Consider the following 20,792-nt stretch of genomic DNA (forward strand, 5'->3'; position numbering starts at 1 on the left):
CACAAGACCCCGCCGATTATTGCAAAAATAAGCTAAATAAAAGCCCGCGCCGGCCGACAACCCGTCAAAGCCTTGCGGATTGATCAATCATGCGTAATAACCAACCCGTTACCCAGCGCGAACGTACCTTCCCCGCTCAACAACGGTTGATCTCCACGACCGATGCCAAAGGCGTGATCACTTACTGCAACGATGCGTTTGTCGAGATCAGTGGGTTTTCCCGGGATGAACTGATGCGCGCCCCGCACAACCTGGTACGTCACCCCGACGTGCCAGCCGCGGTGTTCGGGCATATGTGGGCGACGCTCAAACAAGGCTTGCCATGGATGGGCATCGTCAAGAACCGCTGCAAGACCGGCGATCACTACTGGGTCAATGCCTATGTGACCCCGGTATTCGACGGCGAACAGGTAATCGGCTACGAATCGGTACGGGTCAAGCCGACTGCCGAGCAGATCCGTCGTGCCGAAGCGCTGTACCAGCGGATCAACCAGGGCAAGTCGGCGATCCCGCGCAGTGATAAATGGCTGCCGGTGCTGCAGGACTGGCTGCCGTTTATCCTGGTCAGCCAGTTGAGTTTCCTGATTGGCATCTGGCTCAATTCCCACTGGGGCTTTGCCCTGGCCGCCGCCTTGTCGGTGCCGCTGGGCCTGCTCGGCCTGAGCTGGCAACAGCGTGGCCTCAAGCGCCTGCTGCGCCTGGCCGAACAGACTACCTCCGACCCGCTGATCGCGCAGATGTACACCGACAGCCGTGGCGCCCAGGCGCGACTGGAGATGTCGATCCTCAGCCAGGAAGCCCGCCTGAAGACCTGCTTGACCCGTTTGCAGGACACCGCCGAGCACCTCAACGACCAGGCCGCGCAGTCCAATACCCTGGCGCACAACAGCTCCACCGGGCTGGAGCGCCAGCGCGTGGAGACCGAACAGGTGGCCACCGCCGTCAATCAAATGGCCGCGACCACCCAGGAAGTCGCCAGCCATGTACAGCGCACGGCGGATGCCACCCAGGAAGCCAATCGCCTGACCAGCCGCGGCCGCGACATTGCCGGGGAAACCCGCGAAGCCATCCAGCGCCTGTCGGTGGTGGTCGGGGAAACCGGCGTGACCGTGACCCAACTGGCCAAGGACAGCGACGAGATCGGCGGCGTGGTGGATGTGATCAAAGGCATTGCCGACCAGACCAACCTGCTGGCCTTGAACGCAGCCATCGAAGCGGCGCGTGCCGGTGAGATGGGCCGGGGCTTTGCGGTGGTGGCCGATGAAGTGCGGCAACTGGCGCAACGTACCAGCGAATCCACCGGGCAGATCCATGCCCTGATCGCCAAGCTGCAACAGACCGCCAGCACCGCCGTGCAGACCATGGATGCCGGGCATCGCCAGGCTGAAGAAGGTGTGGCGCGGGTAATGGAAGCGGACGCGGCGCTGGTGGGGATCAGTGAAGCGGTGGCGCATATCACCGACATGACCACCCAGATCGCTGCGGCGACTGAAGAGCAAAGCTCGGTGGCCGAAGAGATCAGCCGCAATATCAGCACCATTGCGCTGTTGGCCGACCAGACCTCGGAGCAGGCGTTGAATTCGGCTCAGTTGAGTGAAGAACTGACCCATACGGCCAATACGCAGTATTCGCTGGTGGAGCGGTTTAACCGCTAGATCGCTATCGCAGGCAAGCCAGCTCCCACATTTTGAATGTATTCACAGGTCAAAATGAGAGCTGGCTTGCCTGTGATGAGGCTCTAACAGGCGCCTAAAAACCCAGCCACCTTCACCGCCGCAGCCTCCAAATGCTGCTCATGACTGAACCCCGAAGCCTTCAACGGCTTCAAATCATGATCCCCCGCCACCAGCCACATCACCTCGATGCTCGGCGACAGCACATAACCCTCCACCGTCGCCCGATTGCCCAGCGCATCGCGCTCGCCCTGCACGATCAACGTTGGCGTGTTCAGCCCGGCCAAGTGTTCGACCCGCGGTTTTTCCGGCTTGCCCACCGCATAGAACGGATAACCCAGGCACACCAGCGCATCAGCCGCCAACTCATCGGCCACTAGACTGGCCATCCGCCCGCCCATGGACTTGCCGCCAATCGCCAAAGGCCCAGCGACATGACGTCGCACCTGGGCATAGACCTCGCGCCAGCATTCCAGCAGTTTCGGCGCTGGGTTCGGTGGGCGCTTGCCCCCGTCCAGGCGACGCTGGGCCATGTACGGGAACTCGAAGCGCAACACGTTCACCCCATGCCCGGCAAGGCGTACAGCCATATCGCTCATGAAACCCGAGTCCATCGGCGCACCCGCACCGTGGGCCAGGATCAGCGTCGGTGATGGGCCTGCGCCAACGCGCGTAGCCGCATTCCACAACCAGCCCTGTTCACGCACACACTGCGCCCATTGATCCCCGTCAATACTGGCCTTGTGCTCTTTGCCCATGCTTGCCTCGCTTTTTAGTCTGCCTATAACTCCAGCCCAAGTGCCGCATCTGCTTGGGTTGAACCGTGGATGGGGAACCATGAACACTACTTTAAGTACCGCCTATAACTACAAGGTGGTCCGCCAATTCGCCATTATGACGGTGGTGTGGGGCATCGTCGGCATGGGGCTCGGGGTTTTTCTCGCTGCCCAGTTGGTATGGCCCGAACTCAACTTCAACCTGCCTTGGACCAGTTTCGGTCGATTGCGCCCACTGCACACCAACGCGGTGATTTTCGCGTTTGGTGGCTGTGCGCTGTTTGCCAGCTCCTTCTACGCGGTGCAACGCACCTGCCAGACCCAGTTGTTCGCGCCGAAAGTCGCCGCGTTCTGCTTCTGGGGCTGGCAATTGGTGATCCTGCTGGCGGCAATCAGCTTGCCATTGGGCTACACCAGTTCCAAGGAATACGCCGAGCTGGAATGGCCGATCGACATCCTGATCACCATCGTCTGGGTCGCCTACGCCATCGTGTTCTTCGGCACCGTGGCCAAGCGCAACACCAAGCACATCTACGTCGGTAACTGGTTCTTCGGTGCGTTCATCATCACCGTGGCGATCCTGCATATCGTCAACAACCTGGAAATCCCGGTCAGCCTGACCAAGTCCTACTCCCTCTACGGTGGTGCGACGGATGCCATGGTGCAGTGGTGGTACGGCCATAACGCCGTAGGTTTCTTCCTCACTGCTGGCTTCCTGGGGATGATGTACTACTTCGTGCCGAAACAGGCCGAGCGTCCGGTTTACTCCTATCGCTTGTCCATCGTGCACTTCTGGGCATTGATCACCCTGTACATCTGGGCCGGTCCTCACCACTTGCACTACACCGCGCTGCCGGACTGGGCACAGTCCCTGGGCATGGTGATGTCGCTGGTACTGCTGGCGCCAAGCTGGGGCGGCATGATCAACGGCATGATGACCCTCTCGGGTGCCTGGCATAAGCTGCGCAGCGACCCGATCCTGCGCTTTCTGGTGGTATCGCTGGCGTTCTACGGCATGTCGACCTTTGAAGGTCCGATGATGGCGATCAAGACGGTCAACGCCCTGTCCCACTACACCGACTGGACCATCGGCCACGTACACGCCGGCGCTCTGGGTTGGGTGGCGATGATTTCCATCGGCGCGCTGTACCACATGATCCCGAAAGTCTTCGGTCGCGAGCAGATGTACAGCCTCGGCCTGATCAACGCGCACTTCTGGCTGGCCACCATCGGCACCGTGCTCTACATCGCTTCGATGTGGGTCAACGGCATTGCCCAGGGCCTGATGTGGCGTGCGGTCAACGAAGACGGCACCTTGACCTACTCCTTCGTCGAAACCCTGGTGGCCAGCCACCCTGGCTTCATCGTGCGGTTGGTGGGCGGTGCGATCTTCCTCAGCGGCATGTTCCTGATGGCTTACAACACTTGGCGCACCGTGCGTTCGGCACAACCTGCCGAAGTAGCCGCTGCGGCGCAGATGGCCTGAGGAGTCGATGATGAAACACGAAACGATTGAAAAGAACGTCGGCCTGCTGATGCTGCTGATGGTGCTGGCCGTGAGTATCGGCGGCCTGACGCAGATCGTCCCGCTGTTCTTCCAGGACGTGACCAACAAGCCGGTCGAAGGCATGAAGCCCTATACCGCGCTGCAACTGGAAGGCCGCGACATCTACATCCGCGAAGGCTGCGTACAGTGCCACTCGCAAATGATCCGGCCATTCCGCGCCGAAACCGAACGCTACGGCCACTACTCGGTTGCTGGCGAAAGCGTGTGGGACCACCCGTTCCTGTGGGGCTCCAAGCGTACCGGTCCGGACCTGGCCCGGGTGGGCGCCCGCTACTCCGACGACTGGCACCGCGCGCACTTGTACAACCCGCGCAACGTCGTGCCTGAGTCGAAGATGCCGGCCTACCCATGGCTGGTCACCGCGCAGGTGGACAGCAGCCACACCGAAACCAAGCTCAAGGTCATGCGTACCCTCGGCGTGCCGTACACCGACGCGGACATCACCGCGGCCGTGGACAGCCTCAAGGGCAAGACCGAAATGGACGCCCTGGTCTCCTATCTGCAAGTGCTCGGCACTGCAATCAAGAGTAAGAGGTGACCCATGGGTTTTGAACTGGATACCGGAATGATCCGCGGACTCGGCACGCTGGTGGTGGCGATTGCCTTCATCGGCCTGTCGCTGTGGGTGTTCAACGCCAAGCGCAACCCGGAGTTCGCCGAAGCCTGCCTGCTGCCATTTGCCGATGAGCCTAAGCCTGACGCCATTGGCACCCCATCCGACGCTCAAGAAGAGCCTGTAACAAGGAGCATTCGGCCATGACTACCTTTTGGAGTACATGGATCTGTGTACTGACCCTGGGCAGCCTGATCGGCCTGACCTGGCTGCTGTTCGGCACCCGCAAGGGCGAGACCAAGGGCAGCGTCGACCAGACCATGGGCCACGCCTTCGACGGGATTGAGGAATATGACAATCCCCTGCCGCAATGGTGGTTCCTGTTGTTCGCCGGCACCCTGGTGTTTGCCGTCGGCTACCTGATCCTCTACCCGGGCCTTGGCAACTGGAAAGGCGTATTACCGGGCTATGAAGACGGCTGGACCCAGAACAAGGAGTGGGACAAGGAAATGGCCAAGGCCGACGCCAAGTTCGGGCCGATCTTCGCCAAATTCGCAGCCATGCCCGTGGAAGAAGTGGCCAAGGACCCGCAAGCGTTGAAAATGGGCGGTCGCCTGTTTGCCTCCAACTGCGCGGTGTGCCACGGCTCCGACGCCAAGGGCGCCTACGGCTTCCCGAACCTGGCGGACGACAACTGGCGCTGGGGTGGTTCGGCTGATGCAATCAAGCTGACCATCATGAACGGTCGCCATGCCGCGATGCCGGCCTGGGGTGAAGTGCTGGGTGAAGACGGGGTGAAAAACGTCGCCGCTTACGTGCGTCACGACCTGGCTAAATTGCCGCTGCCGGCTGACAGCAAGGTCGACCTGGCCGCTGGCAAGCAAGCATACGACACCACTTGCGTGGCGTGTCACGGCCCAGAGGGCCACGGTGTTGAAGCCATGGGCGCGCCAAACCTGACGCAACCTGCCGGCTTCATCTACGGCACCAGCCTTGCGCAGTTGCAACAAACCATCCGCCATGGCCGCCAAGGCCAGATGCCGGCGCAGGAAGCGCTGCAAGGCAACGACAAGGTCCACTTGCTGGCCGCCTACGTCTACAGTCTGTCGCAGAAAGAGCAGAAGTAAGCTTTAAGCTACAAGCTGCAAGAGAAGAGTTCTCAACTCGGCTCTTGCAGCCCTCCCCCTCCCCGCTCCAAACTTGCCGCTTGCAGCTTGCTACTAACCGCTGCGCCCTGCGCCCTATTGTCACACCCTTCTAAAGCACACCTTTCCCCTCTCGCCATTCGGGTCTACGCTTGTTTCGACAGTGGGCCGGCGTTGATCGGTCGCAGCTCGACTTGCACTCGATGAGTCAGACATTCCAGCAGGGTGACAGGCGCAAGGGCTGACAGTTACCGGCTATCGCGCCACCGACCATTCGTCACCTTGGCAGCGTGTCCCTACACACCGCGTTGCAAGTACCTGCGCCCCTTCAAAATTCCTGTCCAACCCGTCAGCTTTTCATTTTTGATTTTGTCCTTACGCCAAACAGGGAAAGGGCGCAGAATCTGGCTTGAAACGCATTGACGCAGGTCAGCGTTACGTTGCAATGGCACTTCGCATTGTCCATACTTGCGGCCGATTTTTATCCTAATAAAACACCTAAACCGTGGAACCTTAGAATGAGCACAGCAATCAGTCCGACTGCTTATAACTATAAGGTAGTCCGCCAGTTCGCCATCATGACGGTGGTCTGGGGGATCCTTGGCATGGGGCTCGGTGTCTTCATCGCCTCGCAACTGGTCTGGCCGGAGTTGAACTTCGACCTGCCATGGACGACGTTTGGACGCCTACGCCCACTGCACACCAACCTTGTGATCTTCGCCTTCGGCGGATGTGCACTGTTTGCCACTTCCTACTATGTCGTGCAGCGAACCTGCCAGACGCGACTGATTTCCGACGGCCTCGCCGCCTTCACCTTCTGGGGCTGGCAAGCGGTAATCGTCGGCGCCATCATCACCCTGCCAATGGGCTTCACCACCACCAAGGAATACGCGGAATTGGAATGGCCCCTTGCCATCCTTCTGGCGATCGTCTGGGTGACCTACGGCATCGTGTTCTTTGGCACCATCGTCAAGCGCAAGACCAAGCACATCTACGTCGGCAACTGGTTCTACGGTGCCTTCATCGTGGTGACGGCGATGCTGCATATCGTCAACCACGCGTCCCTGCCGGTGAGTTTCTTCAAGTCCTACTCGGCCTACGCCGGTGCGACCGATGCGATGATCCAGTGGTGGTACGGCCACAACGCCGTAGGGTTCTTCCTGACCACCGGCTTCCTGGGGATGATGTACTACTTCGTGCCGAAACAGGCCGAGCGTCCGATCTACTCCTATCGCCTGTCCATCGTGCACTTCTGGGCGCTGATCACCCTGTATATCTGGGCCGGTCCTCACCACTTGCACTACACCGCACTGCCGGACTGGGCACAGTCCCTGGGCATGGCCATGTCGATCATCCTGCTGGCTCCAAGCTGGGGCGGCATGATCAACGGCATGATGACCCTCTCGGGCGCCTGGCATAAGCTGCGCACCGACCCGATCCTGCGCTTTTTGGTGGTATCGCTGGCGTTCTACGGCATGTCGACCTTTGAAGGGCCGATGATGGCGATCAAGACCGTCAACTCGCTGTCCCACTACACCGACTGGACCATCGGCCACGTACACGCCGGCGCTCTGGGCTGGGTCGCGATGATCTCCATCGGCGCGCTGTACCACATGATTCCCAAGCTCTACGGCCGTGCGCAGATGCACAGCACCAGCCTGATCAATACGCACTTCTGGCTGGCCACTATCGGTACCGTGCTCTACATCGCCTCGATGTGGGTCAACGGCATCACCCAGGGCCTGATGTGGCGTGCAATCAACGATGACGGCACTCTCACCTACTCCTTCGTCGAAGCGCTGCAAGCCAGCCATCCTGGTTTCATCGTACGTGCCATCGGTGGTGCGTTCTTTGCCAGCGGCATGCTGTTCATGGCCTACAACGTCTGGCGCACCGTGCGTGCCGCGGACCCTGTAGCCGCTGAAGCCGCCGCCAAGATCGCCGTCGTGGGAGCTCACTGATGAAGCATGAAGTAGTCGAGAAGAATATCGGCCTGCTGGCCTTCTTCATGGTCATCGCCGTGAGTATCGGCGGCCTGACCCAGATCGTTCCGCTGTTTTTCCAGGACGTGACCAACAAGCCGGTCGAAGGCATGAAGCCGCGCACCGCCCTTGAACTGGAAGGCCGCGACGTCTACATCGCCAACGGCTGTGTCGGCTGCCACTCGCAGATGATCCGTCCGTTCCGTGCCGAAACCGAACGCTACGGCCACTACTCGGTCGCCGGTGAAAGCGTGTGGGACCACCCATTCCTGTGGGGTTCCAAACGTACCGGTCCGGACCTGGCCCGTGTCGGCGGTCGTTACTCCGATGACTGGCAGCGTGCGCACTTGTACAACCCGCGCAACGTGGTGCCCGAGTCGAAAATGCCGGCGTACCCGTTCCTCGTGGAAAACAAGCTCGACGGCAAAGACACTGCCAAGAAAATGGAAGTCTTGCGCACCTTAGGCGTGCCTTACACCGACGAAGACATCGCCGGTGCCCAGGCAGCTGTAAAGGGCAAGACCGAAATGGACGCGCTGGTGGCCTACCTGCAAGGCCTGGGCACCATCATCAAAAGCAAACGGTGATCTGAATGGATATCGGGATGATTCGAGGCCTGGGCACCGTTGTCGTGATGGTGGCCTTTATCGGCCTGGCGTTGTGGGTGTTCAGCCCCAAGCGCAAGTCAGAGTTTGAAGACGCGACCTTGCTGCCTTTTGCGGATGATCCCGAAGCCATCAAGCACGTCGAGCAAGCTTCTAGGAGTAACAAAGAATGACTACGTTCTGGAGTCTGTACGTCACAGTCCTCAGTCTGGGTACCATTTTTGCCCTGACCTGGCTGCTGCTGTCGACCCGCAAGGGCCAGCGCGCCGAACAAACGGACGAGACGGTTGGCCACTCGTTCGATGGCATCGAGGAATACGACAACCCGCTGCCAAAGTGGTGGTTCATGCTGTTCGTCGGCACCATCATCTTCGCCCTGGGCTACCTGGTGCTGTACCCGGGCCTTGGCAACTGGAAAGGCCTGCTGCCGGGTTATGCCTACCTCGACAACGAGAAGCAAACCCCGTTCGCCAATGGCCAGAGCGGCTGGACCGGCGTGCACGAGTGGGAAAAGGAAATGGCCCGCTCGGACGCCAAGTTCGGGCCGATCTTCGCCAAGTTTGCCGCCATGCCCATTGAAGAAGTGGCCAAGGATCCGCAAGCCCTGAAGATGGGTGGCCGCCTGTTCGCCTCCAACTGCTCGGTGTGCCATGGTTCCGACGCCAAGGGCGCCTATGGCTTCCCCAACCTGACCGACGCCGACTGGCGCTGGGGCGGCGAACCGGAAACCATCAAGGCCACCATCATGGCAGGCCGTCACGCGGTGATGCCGGGCTGGGCTGAAGTGATCGGTGAACAAGGCGTAGCCGACGTCGCCGGTTTCGTGCTGACCAACCTCGATGGCCGCAAGCTGCCGGAAGGCGCCAAGGCCGACGTGGCCAACGGCGAGAAACTGTTCGCCGCCAACTGCGTGGCGTGCCACGGCCCGACCGGCAAAGGCACCCCAGCGATGGGCGCGCCTGACCTGACCCACCCGGGTGCGTTCATCTACGGTTCGAGCTTCGCCCAACTGCAGCAGACCATCCGTTACGGCCGCCAGGGCCAGATGCCTGCACAAGAGCAGTTGCAGGGTAACGACAAGGTGCATTTGCTGGCGGCGTATGTTTACAGCCTGTCACACAAAGAGCAGCAAGAGCAGAAGTAAGCGGCAAGCCGCAAGAAAAAGCCCCTGTCACCCTAGCGGTGACAGGGGCTTTTTTATTGCCGGTGAAACACATCGACCGCTTGTAGCTTGAAGCTTGTAGCGCCTCACTGCGACGTAGTAACGTAACTACATTCACCCACCCTACTGGGAGGCGCCCCATGACAATTACGACCATCTCCAGTCGCGAATTCAACCAAGACACAAGCGGTGCCAAAAAAGCCGCGCGCCAAGGACCGGTTTTTATCACCGACCGAGGCAAGCCTGCCCATGTCCTGCTAAGTATTGAGGACTACCAAAAATTGACAGGCATCAACGCCGATATCGTTGACCTGTTGGTGATGCCCGAAACGGCGGACATCGAGCTTGAAACCGAGCGTGCCGTGATTATCCATCGACCCGTGGACCTCTCTTGATGTATCTGCTCGATACCAATGTCATTTCCGAGTTACGCAAACCCCAGGCCGACAAAAATGTGGTGGCGTGGGCCAAAACCATCGCTGCGCCGCGCATGTACATTTCGGCGATCACCTTGAAGGAGTTGGAGACTGGGGTGCTGCGAATGGAGCGCCGTGACCCCGCACAGGGCAAGGTCTTGCGCACCTGGCTCAAACGCCATGTCATGCCGGCCTTCGATGCCAGAATCCTGCCAATCGACGCTGCCGTGGCATTACGCTGCGCCAGCCTGCATGTACCGGATCGTGCCAACGAAGGTGATGCGCTGATCGCCGCAACCGCTCTGGTTCACGGCCTGACCGTGGTCACCCGCAATGTCGCCGACTTCCAAAGCAGCGGTGTGACACTGATCAACCCATGGGACGAATGACCTTCGGGCCCTGAAAAACCGTCCATACTCAACCTGTCAATTGATTCAAGTCACGTACACCATCAATTGATTTCCCCCAACGCGACCAAAGGTCGCACCCGTTCGTCGGTACTACAGGCGTATCATTACGCCACTGCAAGACCCCTATTTTGACCCCGGCTGGCACGTACTGGCCGAGGCAAATCTCCACTGCCGTGGGATGCAATGATGAGCAACCAGATTCCGGTACATGACGTTACCCCGCCTGCCAAAAAAACCAGCAACACCGTTGATCTCTACGCCTCGCGAGAGAAAATCTACACCCGTGCCTTTACCGGGCTGTTCCGCAATCTGCGGATGCTCGGCGGTGCCGGCCTGTTCCTGTTGTACTTCGGTACGGTGTGGCTGAACTGGGGCGGGCACCAGGCAGTCTGGTGGAACCTGCCAGAGCGCAAATTCTTTATCTTCGGTGCGACATTCTGGCCCCAGGACTTCATCCTGCTGTCAGGCATCCTGATCATCTCGGCCTTCGGCCTGTTCTTTATCACGGTGTACGCCGGGCGTATCTGGTGTGGCTACACCTGCCCGCAAAGTGTGTGGACCTGGATCTACATGTGGTGCGAGAAGGTCACCGAAGGCGACCGCAACCAGCGGATCAAGCTGGACAAGGCGCCGATGAGCGCCAACAAGTTCCTGCGTAAATTCAGCAAGCACACGCTGTGGCTGCTGATCGGCTTTGTTACCGGCATGACCTTTGTCGGCTACTTCTCGCCGATCCGCGAACTGGTGTTCGAGTTCTTCACCGGCCAGGCCGATGGCTGGTCGTACTTCTGGGTCGGCTTCTTCACCCTCGCCACCTATGGCAACGCCGGCTGGCTGCGTGAGCAGGTGTGCATCTACATGTGTCCGTATGCGCGCTTCCAGAGCGTGATGTTCGACAAGGACACCCTGATCGTGTCCTACGACCCGCGCCGTGGCGAAGTGCGTGGCCCACGCAAGAAAGGTGTCGACTACAAGGCCCAGGGCCTGGGGGATTGCATCGACTGCACGATGTGCGTGCAGGTCTGCCCCACCGGTATCGACATTCGCGACGGCCTGCAAATCGAGTGTATTGGCTGCGCCGCCTGCATCGACGCCTGCGACACCATCATGGACAAGATGGATTACCCTCGCGGGTTGATCAGCTACACCACCGAACATAACCTGTCGGGGCAAAAGACCCACAAGCTGCGCCCGCGCCTGATCGGCTACGCGCTGGTGCTGCTGGCGATGATCAGCCTGCTGGCCGCGGCGTTCTTCATGCGCTCGCTGGTGGGTTTCGACGTCAGCAAGGACCGCGTGCTGTACCGCGAAAACGCCGAAGGGCGGATCGAGAACGTCTACAGCCTGAAGATCATGAACAAGGACCAGCACGACCACACCTACGTGCTGGACGCCACGGGTCTGCCGGACCTCAAGCTGCAAGGCAAGCGCGAGATCAAGGTCGCCGCCGGGGAAATCTTCACCATGCCGGTGGAACTGTCGAGCGCGCCGGAACAAATGCCGTCGACCACCAACGAGGTGAAATTCATCCTCAAGGATGCTGATGATGACAGCGTCCACGTTGAAGCCAAGAGCCGGTTCATCGGCCCACAAATTCGTTAAAAGAGAGCAGAACAATGCCCGTAGCAACTGCCGCAAGCCCCTGGTACAAGCACCTCTGGCCCTGGATCATCATTGCCATCCTGGCCTGCTCGGTGACGCTGACCTTGTCCATGGTGACCATCGCGGTGAACAACCCGGACAACCTGGTCAACGACAACTACTACGAGGCGGGCAAGGGCATCAACCGCTCCCTGGACCGCGAACTGCTGGCCCAGACCCTGCAAATGCGCGCCACGATGCACCTGGATGAGTTGACCGGCGAAGTCGAGTTGCACCTCACCGGCAACAGCGGGCCGACCACACTGGAACTGAACCTGATTTCGCCGACCCAGCCGGAGAAAGACCGCAAGGTCATGCTCACCCGTAGCGAGAGCGAGCCGGGTCGGTATATCGGCCAGATCACCGACAAGGTCGAAGGCCGGCGCTTCGTCGAGCTGCTGGGGGTGGAAGGCGACAGGACCTGGCGCATGTTTGAAGAGGAAGAAGTCAGCCACGGCACCGACCTGAAGTTGGGTGACGAGCCATTGCAGGGTGCTGAAGACCTGAAGAACTGAAAGCCTGCGCTTCGCGCATCGCCGGCAAGCCGGCTCCCACATTTGGACTACATTCTCCTGTGGGAGCGGCGGTGCGACTTGCCCGCGATGAGGCCCTCCCCGCCCACACAGATCCAAAGCCATGACCACCCCAATCCCCTGCTACCACTGCGCCCTCCCCGTCCCGCCCGGCAGCCGCTTCACCGCGGTGATCCTCGGCGAGCCCCGCGAGCTCTGCTGCCCGGGTTGCCAGGCGGTGGCCGAGGCGATTGTCGCAGGCGGCCTGGAGACTTATTACCAACACCGCAGCGAGGCCTCGGCCAACCCGGAAGCCTTGCCCGTGCAGTTGGTCGACGAACTGGCGCTATACGACCGCGCCGATGTGCAAAAACCTTTCGTGCGCCACGACGGCGACCTGGCCGAAGCCACCCTGTTGATGGAAGGCATCAGCTGCGCCGCCTGTGGCTGGCTGATCGAGAAACATCTGCGTAGCCTGCCGGCCGTGGCCGAGGCGCGGCTGAACCTGTCCAACCATCGCCTGCATGTACGCTGGGCCGACGCGCAATTGCCGTTGAGCCAAATGCTCAGCGAGCTGCGCCAGATCGGTTACGCCGCCCACCCTTATCAGGCCGACCGAGCCGCTGAACAGTTGGCCAGCGAAAACCGCCTGGCCCTGCGCCAACTCGGCGTTGCCGGCCTGTTGTGGTTCCAGGCGATGATGGCGACGATGGCCACCTGGCCGGAATTCAATATCGATCTCAGCCCCGAGCTGCACGTGATCCTGCGCTGGGTCGCGCTGTTTCTGACGACACCAATCGTGTTCTACAGCTGCGCACCGTTTTTCAAGGGCGCCATGCGTGACCTGCGCACCCGCCACCTGACCATGGATGTCTCGGTTTCGCTGGCCATCGGCGGCGCTTACCTGGCGGGGATCTGGACCGCCATCACCGGGGTCGGCGAGCTGTATTTCGATGCCGTGGGCATGTTCGCCCTGTTCCTGCTGGCCGGACGCTACCTGGAGCGCCGGGCCCGCGAGCGCACCGCTGCGGCCACCGCCCAGTTGGTCAACCTGCTGCCGGCCTCGTGCCTGCGCCTGAAAAGCGATGGCCATAGCGAACGCATCCTGCTCACCGAACTGGCCCTGGGCGACCGGGTGCTGGTGCATCCAGGCGCGATCCTGCCGGCAGATGGCGTGATCCTGGACGGCCAGTCGAGCATCGATGAGTCGCTGCTTACCGGCGAATATCTGCCACAACCGCGACAGGCCGGCGATAGCGTCACTGCCGGCACCCTCAACGTCGAAGGCGCGTTGACCGTGGAGGTGCGCGCCCTGGGCCACGACACCCGCCTGTCGGCCATCGTGCGCCTGCTGGAGCGGGCCCAGGCAGAAAAGCCACGCCTGGCCGAAATCGCCGACCGCGCTGCGCAATGGTTCCTCCTGTGCTCATTGATCGCTGCCGCCGTGATCGGCCTGCTGTGGTGGGAACTGGATTCGTCACGGGCATTCTGGATTGTCCTGGCGATGCTGGTGGCGACTTGCCCGTGTGCCCTGTCCCTGGCGACCCCCACCGCGCTGACTGCCGCCACTGGCACCCTGCACAAACTCGGCCTGTTGCTGACCCGCGGCCATGTGCTGGAAGGTTTGAACCAGATCGACACGGTGATTTTCGACAAGACCGGCACCCTGACCGAAGGCCGCCTGGCCCTGCGCGCCATTCGGCCGCTGGGCAGCATGAGCAGCGACCTCGCCCTGGCCTTGGCCGCCGCCCTCGAAAACCGCTCCGAGCACCCGATTGCCCGGGCCTTCGGCCGTGCGCCGATGGCCGCCGATGAGGTCCTGAGCACGCCTGGCCTGGGCTTGGAAGGCCGGGTCGGCGAACGCCTGCTGCGTATCGGCCAGCCGGCCTTTGTCTGCGAACTGAGCGGCTGTGCAATTCCCGACTCGCCGCAAGACGCCGGCCAATGGCTGCTACTGGGCGACACCGGCGGCGCCCTGGCCTGGTTTGTCCTCGATGATCGCCTGCGCAGTGATGCACCGGCGCTGCTGGCCGCGTGCAAGGCGCGGGGCTGGCGTACCTTGCTGCTGTCGGGGGATAGCTCACCGATGGTCGCCAGCGTCGCCGCCGAGCTGGGCATCGACGAAGCCCGTGGCGGCCTGCGCCCGGATGACAAGCTGCAAGTGCTGCAACAGTTGCACAAGGAAGGCCGCAAGGTGTTGATGCTCGGCGACGGGGTCAACGATGTGCCGGTACTGGCCGCCGCCGATATCAGCGTGGCCATGGGCTCGGCCACTGACCTGGCGAAAACCAGCGCCGATGCGGTGCTGCTGTCCAACCGCCTCGATGCCCTGGTCCAAGCCTTCAGCCTGGCACGGCGCACGCGCCGCGTAATCATTGAAAACCTGCTGTGGGCCGGGCTATACAATGGCCTGATGTTGCCGTTCGCCGCCCTTGGCTGGATCACGCCGATCTGGGCGGCGATCGGCATGTCCCTCAGTTCGTTGACTGTGGTGCTCAACGCCCTGCGCCTGACTCGCCTGCCGCGCGCCAGCGCCGCGAGCGCCACCCCTCAGCCCCGTCCGCTGCCGGCTTGAGCCGCACGGGCATGGAGTAGCGATGCCAGCTCTTTACGTAATGATTCCAGCGGCACTGCTGATCGTCGCCATCGCCATCTACATCTTCTTCTGGGCGGTGGACAGCGGCCAGTATGACGACCTCGACGGGCCGGCCCACAGCGTGCTGTTCGATGACCAGGACCCCAAGCACCTGGCCGCCGTCGACGAAGCCAGCAGCCATCCGCAGCCACCGAGCAAGCCTGACGAACCGGCGCCACCCCATGCTTGAGCTAGCGCCGCTGCTGGTTTCCGCACTGATCCTCGGCCTGTTGGGCGGCGGTCATTGCCTGGGCATGTGCGGCGGCCTGATGGGCGCGCTGACCCTGGCGATCCCTGTGGAGCAGCGCAGCCGGCGCTTTCGCCTGCTGCTGGCCTACAACCTGGGGCGTATCCTCAGCTACGCCACCGCCGGCGTGCTGATTGGTCTGGCCGGCTGGGCCGTGGCCAACAGCCCGGCGGCGATGTTCATGCGCATCCTCGCCGGCCTGCTGTTGATCAGCATGGGCCTGTACCTGGCCGGCTGGTGGAGCGGCCTGACCCGCATCGAAAGCCTCGGGCGCGGCCTGTGGCGCCATATCCAGCCGGTTGCCAGCCGGTTGCTGCCAGTGTCGAGCCTGCCCCGCGCCTTGCTGCTGGGCGCGCTCTGGGGCTGGTTGCCGTGCGGGTTGGTCTACAGCACGCTGCTCTGGGCGGCCAGCCAGGGCAACGCACTGGATAGCGGGCTGTTGATGCTGGCTTTCGGCCTCGGCACCTGGCCGGTATTGCTGGCCACCGGGCTCGCTGCCGAACGCATCACCGCGCTCTTGCGCAAGCGCAGTGTGCGCATGGCCGGCGGCCTGCTGGTCATCCTGTTCGGCATCTGGACACTGCCTGGCCCACACCAGCACTGGCTGATGGGCCACTAAAAGGCCATGTGGCATAGCGCCGCTCCCCGTTGATACAAATCAAGATGACCGCCCAGCCATGCCCCTAGACTCGGCCCACTAGCCATTCCGGGGAACGCCCGCATGCTCGACGCCATTCGTTGGGACACTGATCTGATTCATCGCTACGACCTGGCGGGGCCGCGCTATACCTCCTACCCCACCGCCGCGCAGTTCAATAGCCAGGTCGGCACCTTCGACCTGCTGCACGCCCTGCGCGACAGCCGCAAGGCCGTGCGCCCGCTGTCGCTGTATGTGCACGTACCGTTCTGCGCGAATATTTGCTACTACTGCGCCTGCAACAAAGTCATCACCAAGGACCGCGGCCGCGCCCAGGCCTACCTGCAACGCCTGGAACAGGAAATCCAACTGGTGGCCTGCCACCTGGACCCCAACCAGCAAGTTCAGCAACTGCACCTGGGTGGCGGCACACCGACCTTTCTCAGCCACGACGAACTGCGCCAACTGATGGCCCAACTGCGTCGCCACTTCAACTTGCAGGATGACGATTCCGGCGACTACGGCATCGAGATCGACCCCCGGGAGGCCGACTGGGCCACCATGGGCCTGCTGCGCGAACTGGGCTTCAATCGCGTAAGTATCGGCGTGCAGGACCTCGATCCCGAAGTGCAGCGCGCCGTCAATCGCCTGCAAAGCCTGGAAGAGACCCGCGCGGTGATTGATGCGGCGCGCACCCTGCAGTTTCGTTCGATCAATATCGACTTGATCTACGGCCTGCCCAAGCAGACACCAGAGCATTTCGCCCACACCGTGGCCGAGGTCATCAACCTGCAGCCTGATCGCCTGTCAGTGTTCAACTACGCCCATCTGCCGGAACGCTTCCTACCCCAACGGCGGATCAACAGCGACGACCTGCCGGCCCCTGCCGACAAGTTGCAGATGCTGCACAACACCATCGAGCAACTGACCGCAGCCGGCTACAACTATATCGGCATGGACCATTTCGCCCTGCCCGACGATGAACTGGCCATCGCCCAGGAAGAATCGACCCTGCAGCGCAATTTCCAGGGCTACACCACCCACGGCCATTGCGATTTGATCGGGCTGGGAGTCTCGGCCATCAGTCAGATTGGGGATTTGTACTGCCAGAACAGCAGCGACCTGAATCACTACCAGAACGCCTTGGCCGGCGCACAACTGGCCACCAGTCGCGGCCTGCTCTGCACAGCCGATGACCGCCTGCGTCGGGAAGTGATCCAGCAATTGATCTGCAACTTGCGCCTGGACTTCGAGCACATCGAGCAGGCATTCACCGTGGATTTTCGCGGTTACTTCGCCGAAGTCTGGCCGCAACTGCAAGTGATGGCCAACGATGGCCTGATCGCACTCGACGCCGAGGGGATTCGTGTACTGCCCGCCGGGCGCCTGTTGGTGCGCTCGGTGTGCATGGTGTTCGATGCCTATCTGCAACAGCAGAACAGGCAACGATTCTCACGGGTGATCTGAAACGGGTTACTTGGCGATCAACGAGGCCGCCTTCACCGCGTCCTCGGCACTCAAGTTCTTCATCGCTTCGTTCAAGGACGCATAGGCAGCGGTCAACGCAGCTTGCAGGCCGCCCAATGCCGATTGCACGCCGCCCAGTTTCGCCTGGGCCTGGTCGGGGCTCAGGCGCTTGTCGGCCATGATCGCCGTCATCTCAGCCATCTTTTCCGCGATTTGCTGCTTCAACTGACGAATCATTTTCAGCAGCTTCTGCACGTTCTCGTCCAGGCCACTTTCTTCGATATCGTTGTTGGCTGCTTTCTCGGCGTTGGCTGCCTTCAGCGAAGCGCCGGAAAAGGTCACGCTCACGCCTTCGGCAGGCTTGGTTTCACCCAGCGCTGCGGTCTCGCCCGCCTCGCTGACGGTGCTGTTTTTTTTCGGCTCAAGCAGAGTCGGCACCGTAGTGCGGGACGGGAGATTGCCGTCGATGGAAAGCATATCTTGAGCCTCCAAGCTCTTGGTCGATAGCAGTCCATCGGCCGCTGTGCAGAATTCTTTATACCCCTGACGGTTTTTTGTACAGGCTGGCCTGATAGTCCCTCAGTGCGGTACCCTTACGGCTTATGTGTGTTTTCCCACAAGGATTTAAGAAATGTCCGAGCCAGTTAAACTGCGCGCTCATAGCCAGGCTCACTGCAAGGATTGCAGCCTGGCGCCCCTCTGCTTGCCACTTTCGCTGAATCTGGAAGACATGGATGCGCTGGACGAAATCGTTAAACGTGGTCGCCCCCTGAAGAAAGGCGAATTTCTGTTTCGCCAGGGCGACAAGTTCGATTCCGTCTATGCAGTACGCTCGGGCGCCTTGAAGACCTTCAGCCTGAGCGATAGCGGCGAAGAGCAGATCACCGGCTTCCACCTGCCCAGCGAGCTGGTTGGCCTGTCGGGCATGGACACCGAGATTCACCCGGTGTCGGCCCAGGCCCTGGAAACCACGTCGGTGTGCGAGATTCCATTCGAGCGCCTGGATGAGCTGGCCCTGCAATTGCCGCAGTTGCGCCGCCAATTGATGCGCGTGATGAGCCGGGAAATCCGCGACGACCAGCAAATGATGCTGCTGTTGTCGAAGAAAACCGCCGACGAACGGATTGCCACATTCCTGGTCAACTTGTCCGCGCGTTTCCGCGCCCGTGGCTTTTCGGCCAACCAGTTCCGCCTGAGCATGTCGCGCAACGAAATCGGCAATTACCTGGGCCTGGCGGTGGAAACCGTGTCCCGGGTGTTCACCCGCTTCCAGCAAAACGAACTGATCGCCGCCGAGGGCAAGGAAGTCCACATCCTCGACCCGATCCAGCTGTGTGCACTGGCCGGCGGCTCCCTCGACGGCTGATCGCCGTACAAGGGATGCGACACTTGCGGCCAAGCCAACCGGCCGGGCCGCAGGTATACTGGCGAGTCTTTGCCCCCAGGACTCCCGATGATGGCCTTCGACTCATTCGACATCAAATCCCTGATTCGCCCCGTCATCGACTTCCCCAAGCCTGGGGTGATCTTTCGTGATATCACGCCGCTGTTCCAATCGCCCAAGGCCATGCGCCTGGTGGCCGACACCTTTATCCATCGCTACGTCGAAGCCGAGTTCACGCACATCGGCGCGATGGATGCCCGTGGTTTTCTGATCGGCTCGATCATCGCCTACCAACTGAACAAGCCGCTGATCCTGTTCCGCAAGCAAGGCAAGCTGCCGGCTGACGTGCTGTCCGAGGGCTACCAGACCGAATACGGCGAAGCCTTTCTTGAGGTGCACGCCGACAGCCTGTGTGAAGGGGATTCGGTGTTGATGTTCGATGATCTGATTGCCACAGGTGGCACCTTGATTGCTGCGGCCAACCTGGCACGGCGCATGGGTGCGCGGATTTTTGAGGCGGCGGCGATTATTGACCTGCCGGAACTGGGTGGCTCGCAGCGGTTGGAGGATATGGGGGTTCCGACGTTTTGTTTGACGCAGTTTGGGTTGACTGAGCGCTGATTTGCGGTGTCTTGGCGGGCCTCTTCGACTTGCTCGCGATAAGGCCCCTTAGAACACCATCAATCACAACCCCATCTGCTTACTGATGATCTCGTTCATCACCTCCCGAGTGCCGCCACCAATCGACAAGATCCGATTGTCCCGGTACAGCCGCTCCACCAGACTGCCGCGCATATAACCCAGCCCTCCAAGAATCTGCACCGCGTCATACGTCACGCGGTCGGCGGTGTCCGTGGCAAGATTCTTGGCCATGGAAATCTCCTTGATCACACTCTTGCCAGCCGCCATCTTCGCCGCCTGGCGATAAGTGAACTCCCGGGAAACCTCGACCGCCGTGGCCATCTCCGCCAGGCGATGCTTGAGCACCTGGAGCTTGCCGATCGGCTTGCCAAAGGCCTCGCGCTGGGCGGCCCACTTCAAGCTCTCCTCCAAGGCCATCTGCGCGGTCATATTGGCCATCAATGCCAACGCCAGGCGCTCGCTCTGGAAGTTGCCCATGATGCAGGCAAAACCCATGTTTTCGGCGCCAATCAGATTGCCTACCGGCACCTGGCAATCATCGAAGAACAACTCAGCCGTGTCCGACGCCCACCAGCCCATCTTCTTCAGCGGCTGACCAACGGTGAAGCCAGGCGTGTCCTTCTCGATCAACAGCAGACTGATGCCGGCAAACCCCGGCCCACCAGTACGCACGGCGACGGTGTAATAGTCGGCACGCACGCCACTGGTGATAAAGGTTTTGCTGCCACTGACCCGATAACAATCGCCATCACGCACGGCACGGGTTTGCAGGTTGGCGACATCGGAACCGCCACCGGGCTCGGTGACGGCCAGGGCCATGATCTTCTCGCCGGACAAGACTTGTGGCGCCACGCGCTCGCGCACTTCGGGACGCGCCCATTTGACGATGGGCGGCAGGCCGATATCCAGCGAGCCCAGCCCGGCCACCACGCCGCCGGAGCCACAGCGCATCAACTCTTCGCTGGCGGCGACCTTGGCGAACAGATCGCCTTCGTGGCTACCGCCCAGCACTTCGGGGTAGCCGATCCCGAGAATCCCCGCCGCGCCGGCCTTGAGGTACAACTCACGAGGGAAGTGCTCGGCCTCCTCCCATTGCTCGATGCCTGGCAACATCTCGCGCTCGACAAAACGGCGCACGCTGTCGCGGACCAATTGGTGGCTGGGATCGAAGTATTCCTGATAGGCAGACATCGGCAAGCTCCACGGAGAGGTGGAGCGAACTTACCAAGCGCTTGCTTGGTTATCAAGCCAAACAAAATTTTCGACCACACCAAAAATCCCCCTGGACTGCCCCCAAGAAGTTGGACACCAATCCAATTTCTTGGGGTGTTCACATGA

Annotated in this window: 22 protein-coding genes; 19 read left to right on the forward strand and 3 right to left on the reverse strand. The window is 61.2% G+C overall.

Annotation, left to right across the window (positions count from 1 at the left end):
- Positions 1-89: 89 nt before the first annotated feature.
- Positions 90-1,655 carry a methyl-accepting chemotaxis protein gene (locus KL786_RS08755; RefSeq protein ID WP_065942356.1) on the forward strand — a complete coding sequence of 522 codons (1,566 nt, stop codon included), beginning with the start codon at positions 90-92 and terminating at the stop codon, positions 1,653-1,655.
- An 83-nt stretch (positions 1,656-1,738) separates the two neighbouring features.
- On the opposite strand, the gene KL786_RS08760 is transcribed toward KL786_RS08755, so the two are convergent.
- The gene (locus KL786_RS08760; RefSeq protein WP_215517340.1) at positions 1,739-2,431 is read right to left on the reverse strand and encodes an alpha/beta family hydrolase; all 693 of its coding nucleotides are present in this window, start codon (positions 2,429-2,431) and stop codon (positions 1,739-1,741) included.
- A gap of 79 nt (positions 2,432-2,510) precedes the next feature.
- On the opposite strand from KL786_RS08760, the gene ccoN (KL786_RS08765) reads away from it, so the two are divergent.
- The 16 genes from ccoN (KL786_RS08765) to hemN all read left to right on the forward strand — a co-directional run bounded on the left by ccoN (KL786_RS08765) (position 2,511) and on the right by hemN (position 17,428).
- Positions 2,511-3,935, forward strand: coding sequence for a cytochrome-c oxidase, cbb3-type subunit I (ccoN, locus tag KL786_RS08765; protein ID WP_029300057.1), 1,425 nt, complete (start codon positions 2,511-2,513; stop codon positions 3,933-3,935).
- Between the two features lie 10 nt (positions 3,936-3,945).
- Complete coding sequence (gene ccoO, locus KL786_RS08770; protein WP_029300055.1) at positions 3,946-4,554, forward strand: cytochrome-c oxidase, cbb3-type subunit II; 609 nt, start codon at positions 3,946-3,948, stop codon at positions 4,552-4,554.
- 3 nt (positions 4,555-4,557) lie between these two features.
- On the forward strand, positions 4,558-4,776 hold the full coding sequence (locus KL786_RS08775; RefSeq protein WP_032863336.1) for a cbb3-type cytochrome oxidase subunit 3: 219 nt from the start codon (positions 4,558-4,560) through the stop codon (positions 4,774-4,776).
- On the forward strand, positions 4,773-5,696 hold the full coding sequence (gene ccoP, locus KL786_RS08780; protein ID WP_032863337.1) for a cytochrome-c oxidase, cbb3-type subunit III: 924 nt from the start codon (positions 4,773-4,775) through the stop codon (positions 5,694-5,696). Before KL786_RS08775 ends, ccoP (KL786_RS08780) begins: the two co-directional genes overlap by 4 nt.
- Before the next feature lie 536 nt (positions 5,697-6,232).
- Positions 6,233-7,675, forward strand: coding sequence for a cytochrome-c oxidase, cbb3-type subunit I (gene ccoN / locus KL786_RS08785; RefSeq protein WP_215517341.1), 1,443 nt, complete (start codon positions 6,233-6,235; stop codon positions 7,673-7,675).
- The gene (gene ccoO, locus KL786_RS08790) at positions 7,675-8,283 is read left to right on the forward strand and encodes a cytochrome-c oxidase, cbb3-type subunit II (protein WP_029300047.1); all 609 of its coding nucleotides are present in this window, start codon (positions 7,675-7,677) and stop codon (positions 8,281-8,283) included. Before ccoN (KL786_RS08785) ends, ccoO (KL786_RS08790) begins: the two co-directional genes overlap by 1 nt.
- Positions 8,284-8,288: 5 nt before the next feature.
- Positions 8,289-8,474: a CcoQ/FixQ family Cbb3-type cytochrome c oxidase assembly chaperone gene (locus tag KL786_RS08795; protein WP_003175465.1), complete on the forward strand. Its 186-nt coding sequence runs from the start codon at positions 8,289-8,291 to the stop codon at positions 8,472-8,474.
- A complete protein-coding gene (gene ccoP / locus KL786_RS08800; RefSeq protein ID WP_032863339.1) occupies positions 8,471-9,445 on the forward strand; it encodes a cytochrome-c oxidase, cbb3-type subunit III in 975 nt (324 codons plus the stop codon). The genes KL786_RS08795 and ccoP (KL786_RS08800) overlap by 4 nt, the downstream gene beginning before the upstream one ends.
- 158 nt (positions 9,446-9,603) lie before the next feature.
- On the forward strand, positions 9,604-9,858 hold the full coding sequence (locus tag KL786_RS08805) for a type II toxin-antitoxin system Phd/YefM family antitoxin (RefSeq protein ID WP_215517342.1): 255 nt from the start codon (positions 9,604-9,606) through the stop codon (positions 9,856-9,858).
- Positions 9,858-10,268, forward strand: a complete 411-nt coding sequence (locus KL786_RS08810; RefSeq protein ID WP_090291672.1) for a type II toxin-antitoxin system VapC family toxin — start codon at positions 9,858-9,860, stop codon at positions 10,266-10,268. The genes KL786_RS08805 and KL786_RS08810 overlap by 1 nt, the downstream gene beginning before the upstream one ends.
- 207 nt (positions 10,269-10,475) lie before the next feature.
- Complete coding sequence (gene ccoG / locus KL786_RS08815; RefSeq protein WP_215517343.1) at positions 10,476-11,891, forward strand: cytochrome c oxidase accessory protein CcoG; 1,416 nt, start codon at positions 10,476-10,478, stop codon at positions 11,889-11,891.
- Between the two features lie 14 nt (positions 11,892-11,905).
- Entirely contained in the window at positions 11,906-12,445 is a 540-nt protein-coding gene (locus tag KL786_RS08820; RefSeq protein WP_169873946.1) for a FixH family protein, read from the forward strand.
- Between the two features lie 121 nt (positions 12,446-12,566).
- Positions 12,567-15,017 (forward strand): heavy metal translocating P-type ATPase, encoded by a 2,451-nt coding sequence (locus KL786_RS08825; RefSeq protein WP_215517344.1) that lies wholly within the window; start codon positions 12,567-12,569, stop codon positions 15,015-15,017.
- 22 nt (positions 15,018-15,039) lie between these two features.
- A complete protein-coding gene (gene ccoS / locus KL786_RS08830; protein ID WP_032863344.1) occupies positions 15,040-15,267 on the forward strand; it encodes a cbb3-type cytochrome oxidase assembly protein CcoS in 228 nt (75 codons plus the stop codon).
- Positions 15,260-15,943 carry a sulfite exporter TauE/SafE family protein gene (locus KL786_RS08835; protein WP_215517345.1) on the forward strand — a complete coding sequence of 228 codons (684 nt, stop codon included), beginning with the start codon at positions 15,260-15,262 and terminating at the stop codon, positions 15,941-15,943. The genes ccoS and KL786_RS08835 overlap by 8 nt, the downstream gene beginning before the upstream one ends.
- 102 nt (positions 15,944-16,045) lie before the next feature.
- Positions 16,046-17,428, forward strand: coding sequence for an oxygen-independent coproporphyrinogen III oxidase (gene hemN / locus KL786_RS08840; protein ID WP_215517346.1), 1,383 nt, complete (start codon positions 16,046-16,048; stop codon positions 17,426-17,428).
- Between the two features lie 6 nt (positions 17,429-17,434).
- Here hemN and KL786_RS08845 read toward each other — a convergent pair whose 3' ends face one another.
- Positions 17,435-17,905, reverse strand: coding sequence for a hypothetical protein (locus tag KL786_RS08845; RefSeq protein WP_215517347.1), 471 nt, complete (start codon positions 17,903-17,905; stop codon positions 17,435-17,437).
- A gap of 154 nt (positions 17,906-18,059) precedes the next feature.
- Here KL786_RS08845 and fnr point away from each other — a divergent pair, with 154 nt between their 5' ends.
- Both fnr and KL786_RS08855 read left to right on the forward strand, forming a co-directional pair.
- Complete coding sequence (gene fnr / locus KL786_RS08850; protein WP_032863348.1) at positions 18,060-18,794, forward strand: fumarate/nitrate reduction transcriptional regulator Fnr; 735 nt, start codon at positions 18,060-18,062, stop codon at positions 18,792-18,794.
- A 90-nt stretch (positions 18,795-18,884) separates the two neighbouring features.
- Positions 18,885-19,433, forward strand: a complete 549-nt coding sequence (locus tag KL786_RS08855) for an adenine phosphoribosyltransferase (RefSeq protein WP_032863448.1) — start codon at positions 18,885-18,887, stop codon at positions 19,431-19,433.
- Positions 19,434-19,496: 63 nt separating this feature from the next.
- Here the strand turns inward: KL786_RS08855 and KL786_RS08860 are convergent, their stop codons facing one another.
- On the reverse strand, positions 19,497-20,645 hold the full coding sequence (locus KL786_RS08860) for an acyl-CoA dehydrogenase family protein (protein ID WP_215517348.1): 1,149 nt from the start codon (positions 20,643-20,645) through the stop codon (positions 19,497-19,499).
- Positions 20,646-20,792 lie beyond the last annotated feature (147 nt).

Origin of the sequence: Pseudomonas sp. TAE6080, from assembly GCF_018732265.1 — a bacterium.
Lineage (GTDB): Bacteria > Pseudomonadota > Gammaproteobacteria > Pseudomonadales > Pseudomonadaceae > Aquipseudomonas > Aquipseudomonas brenneri.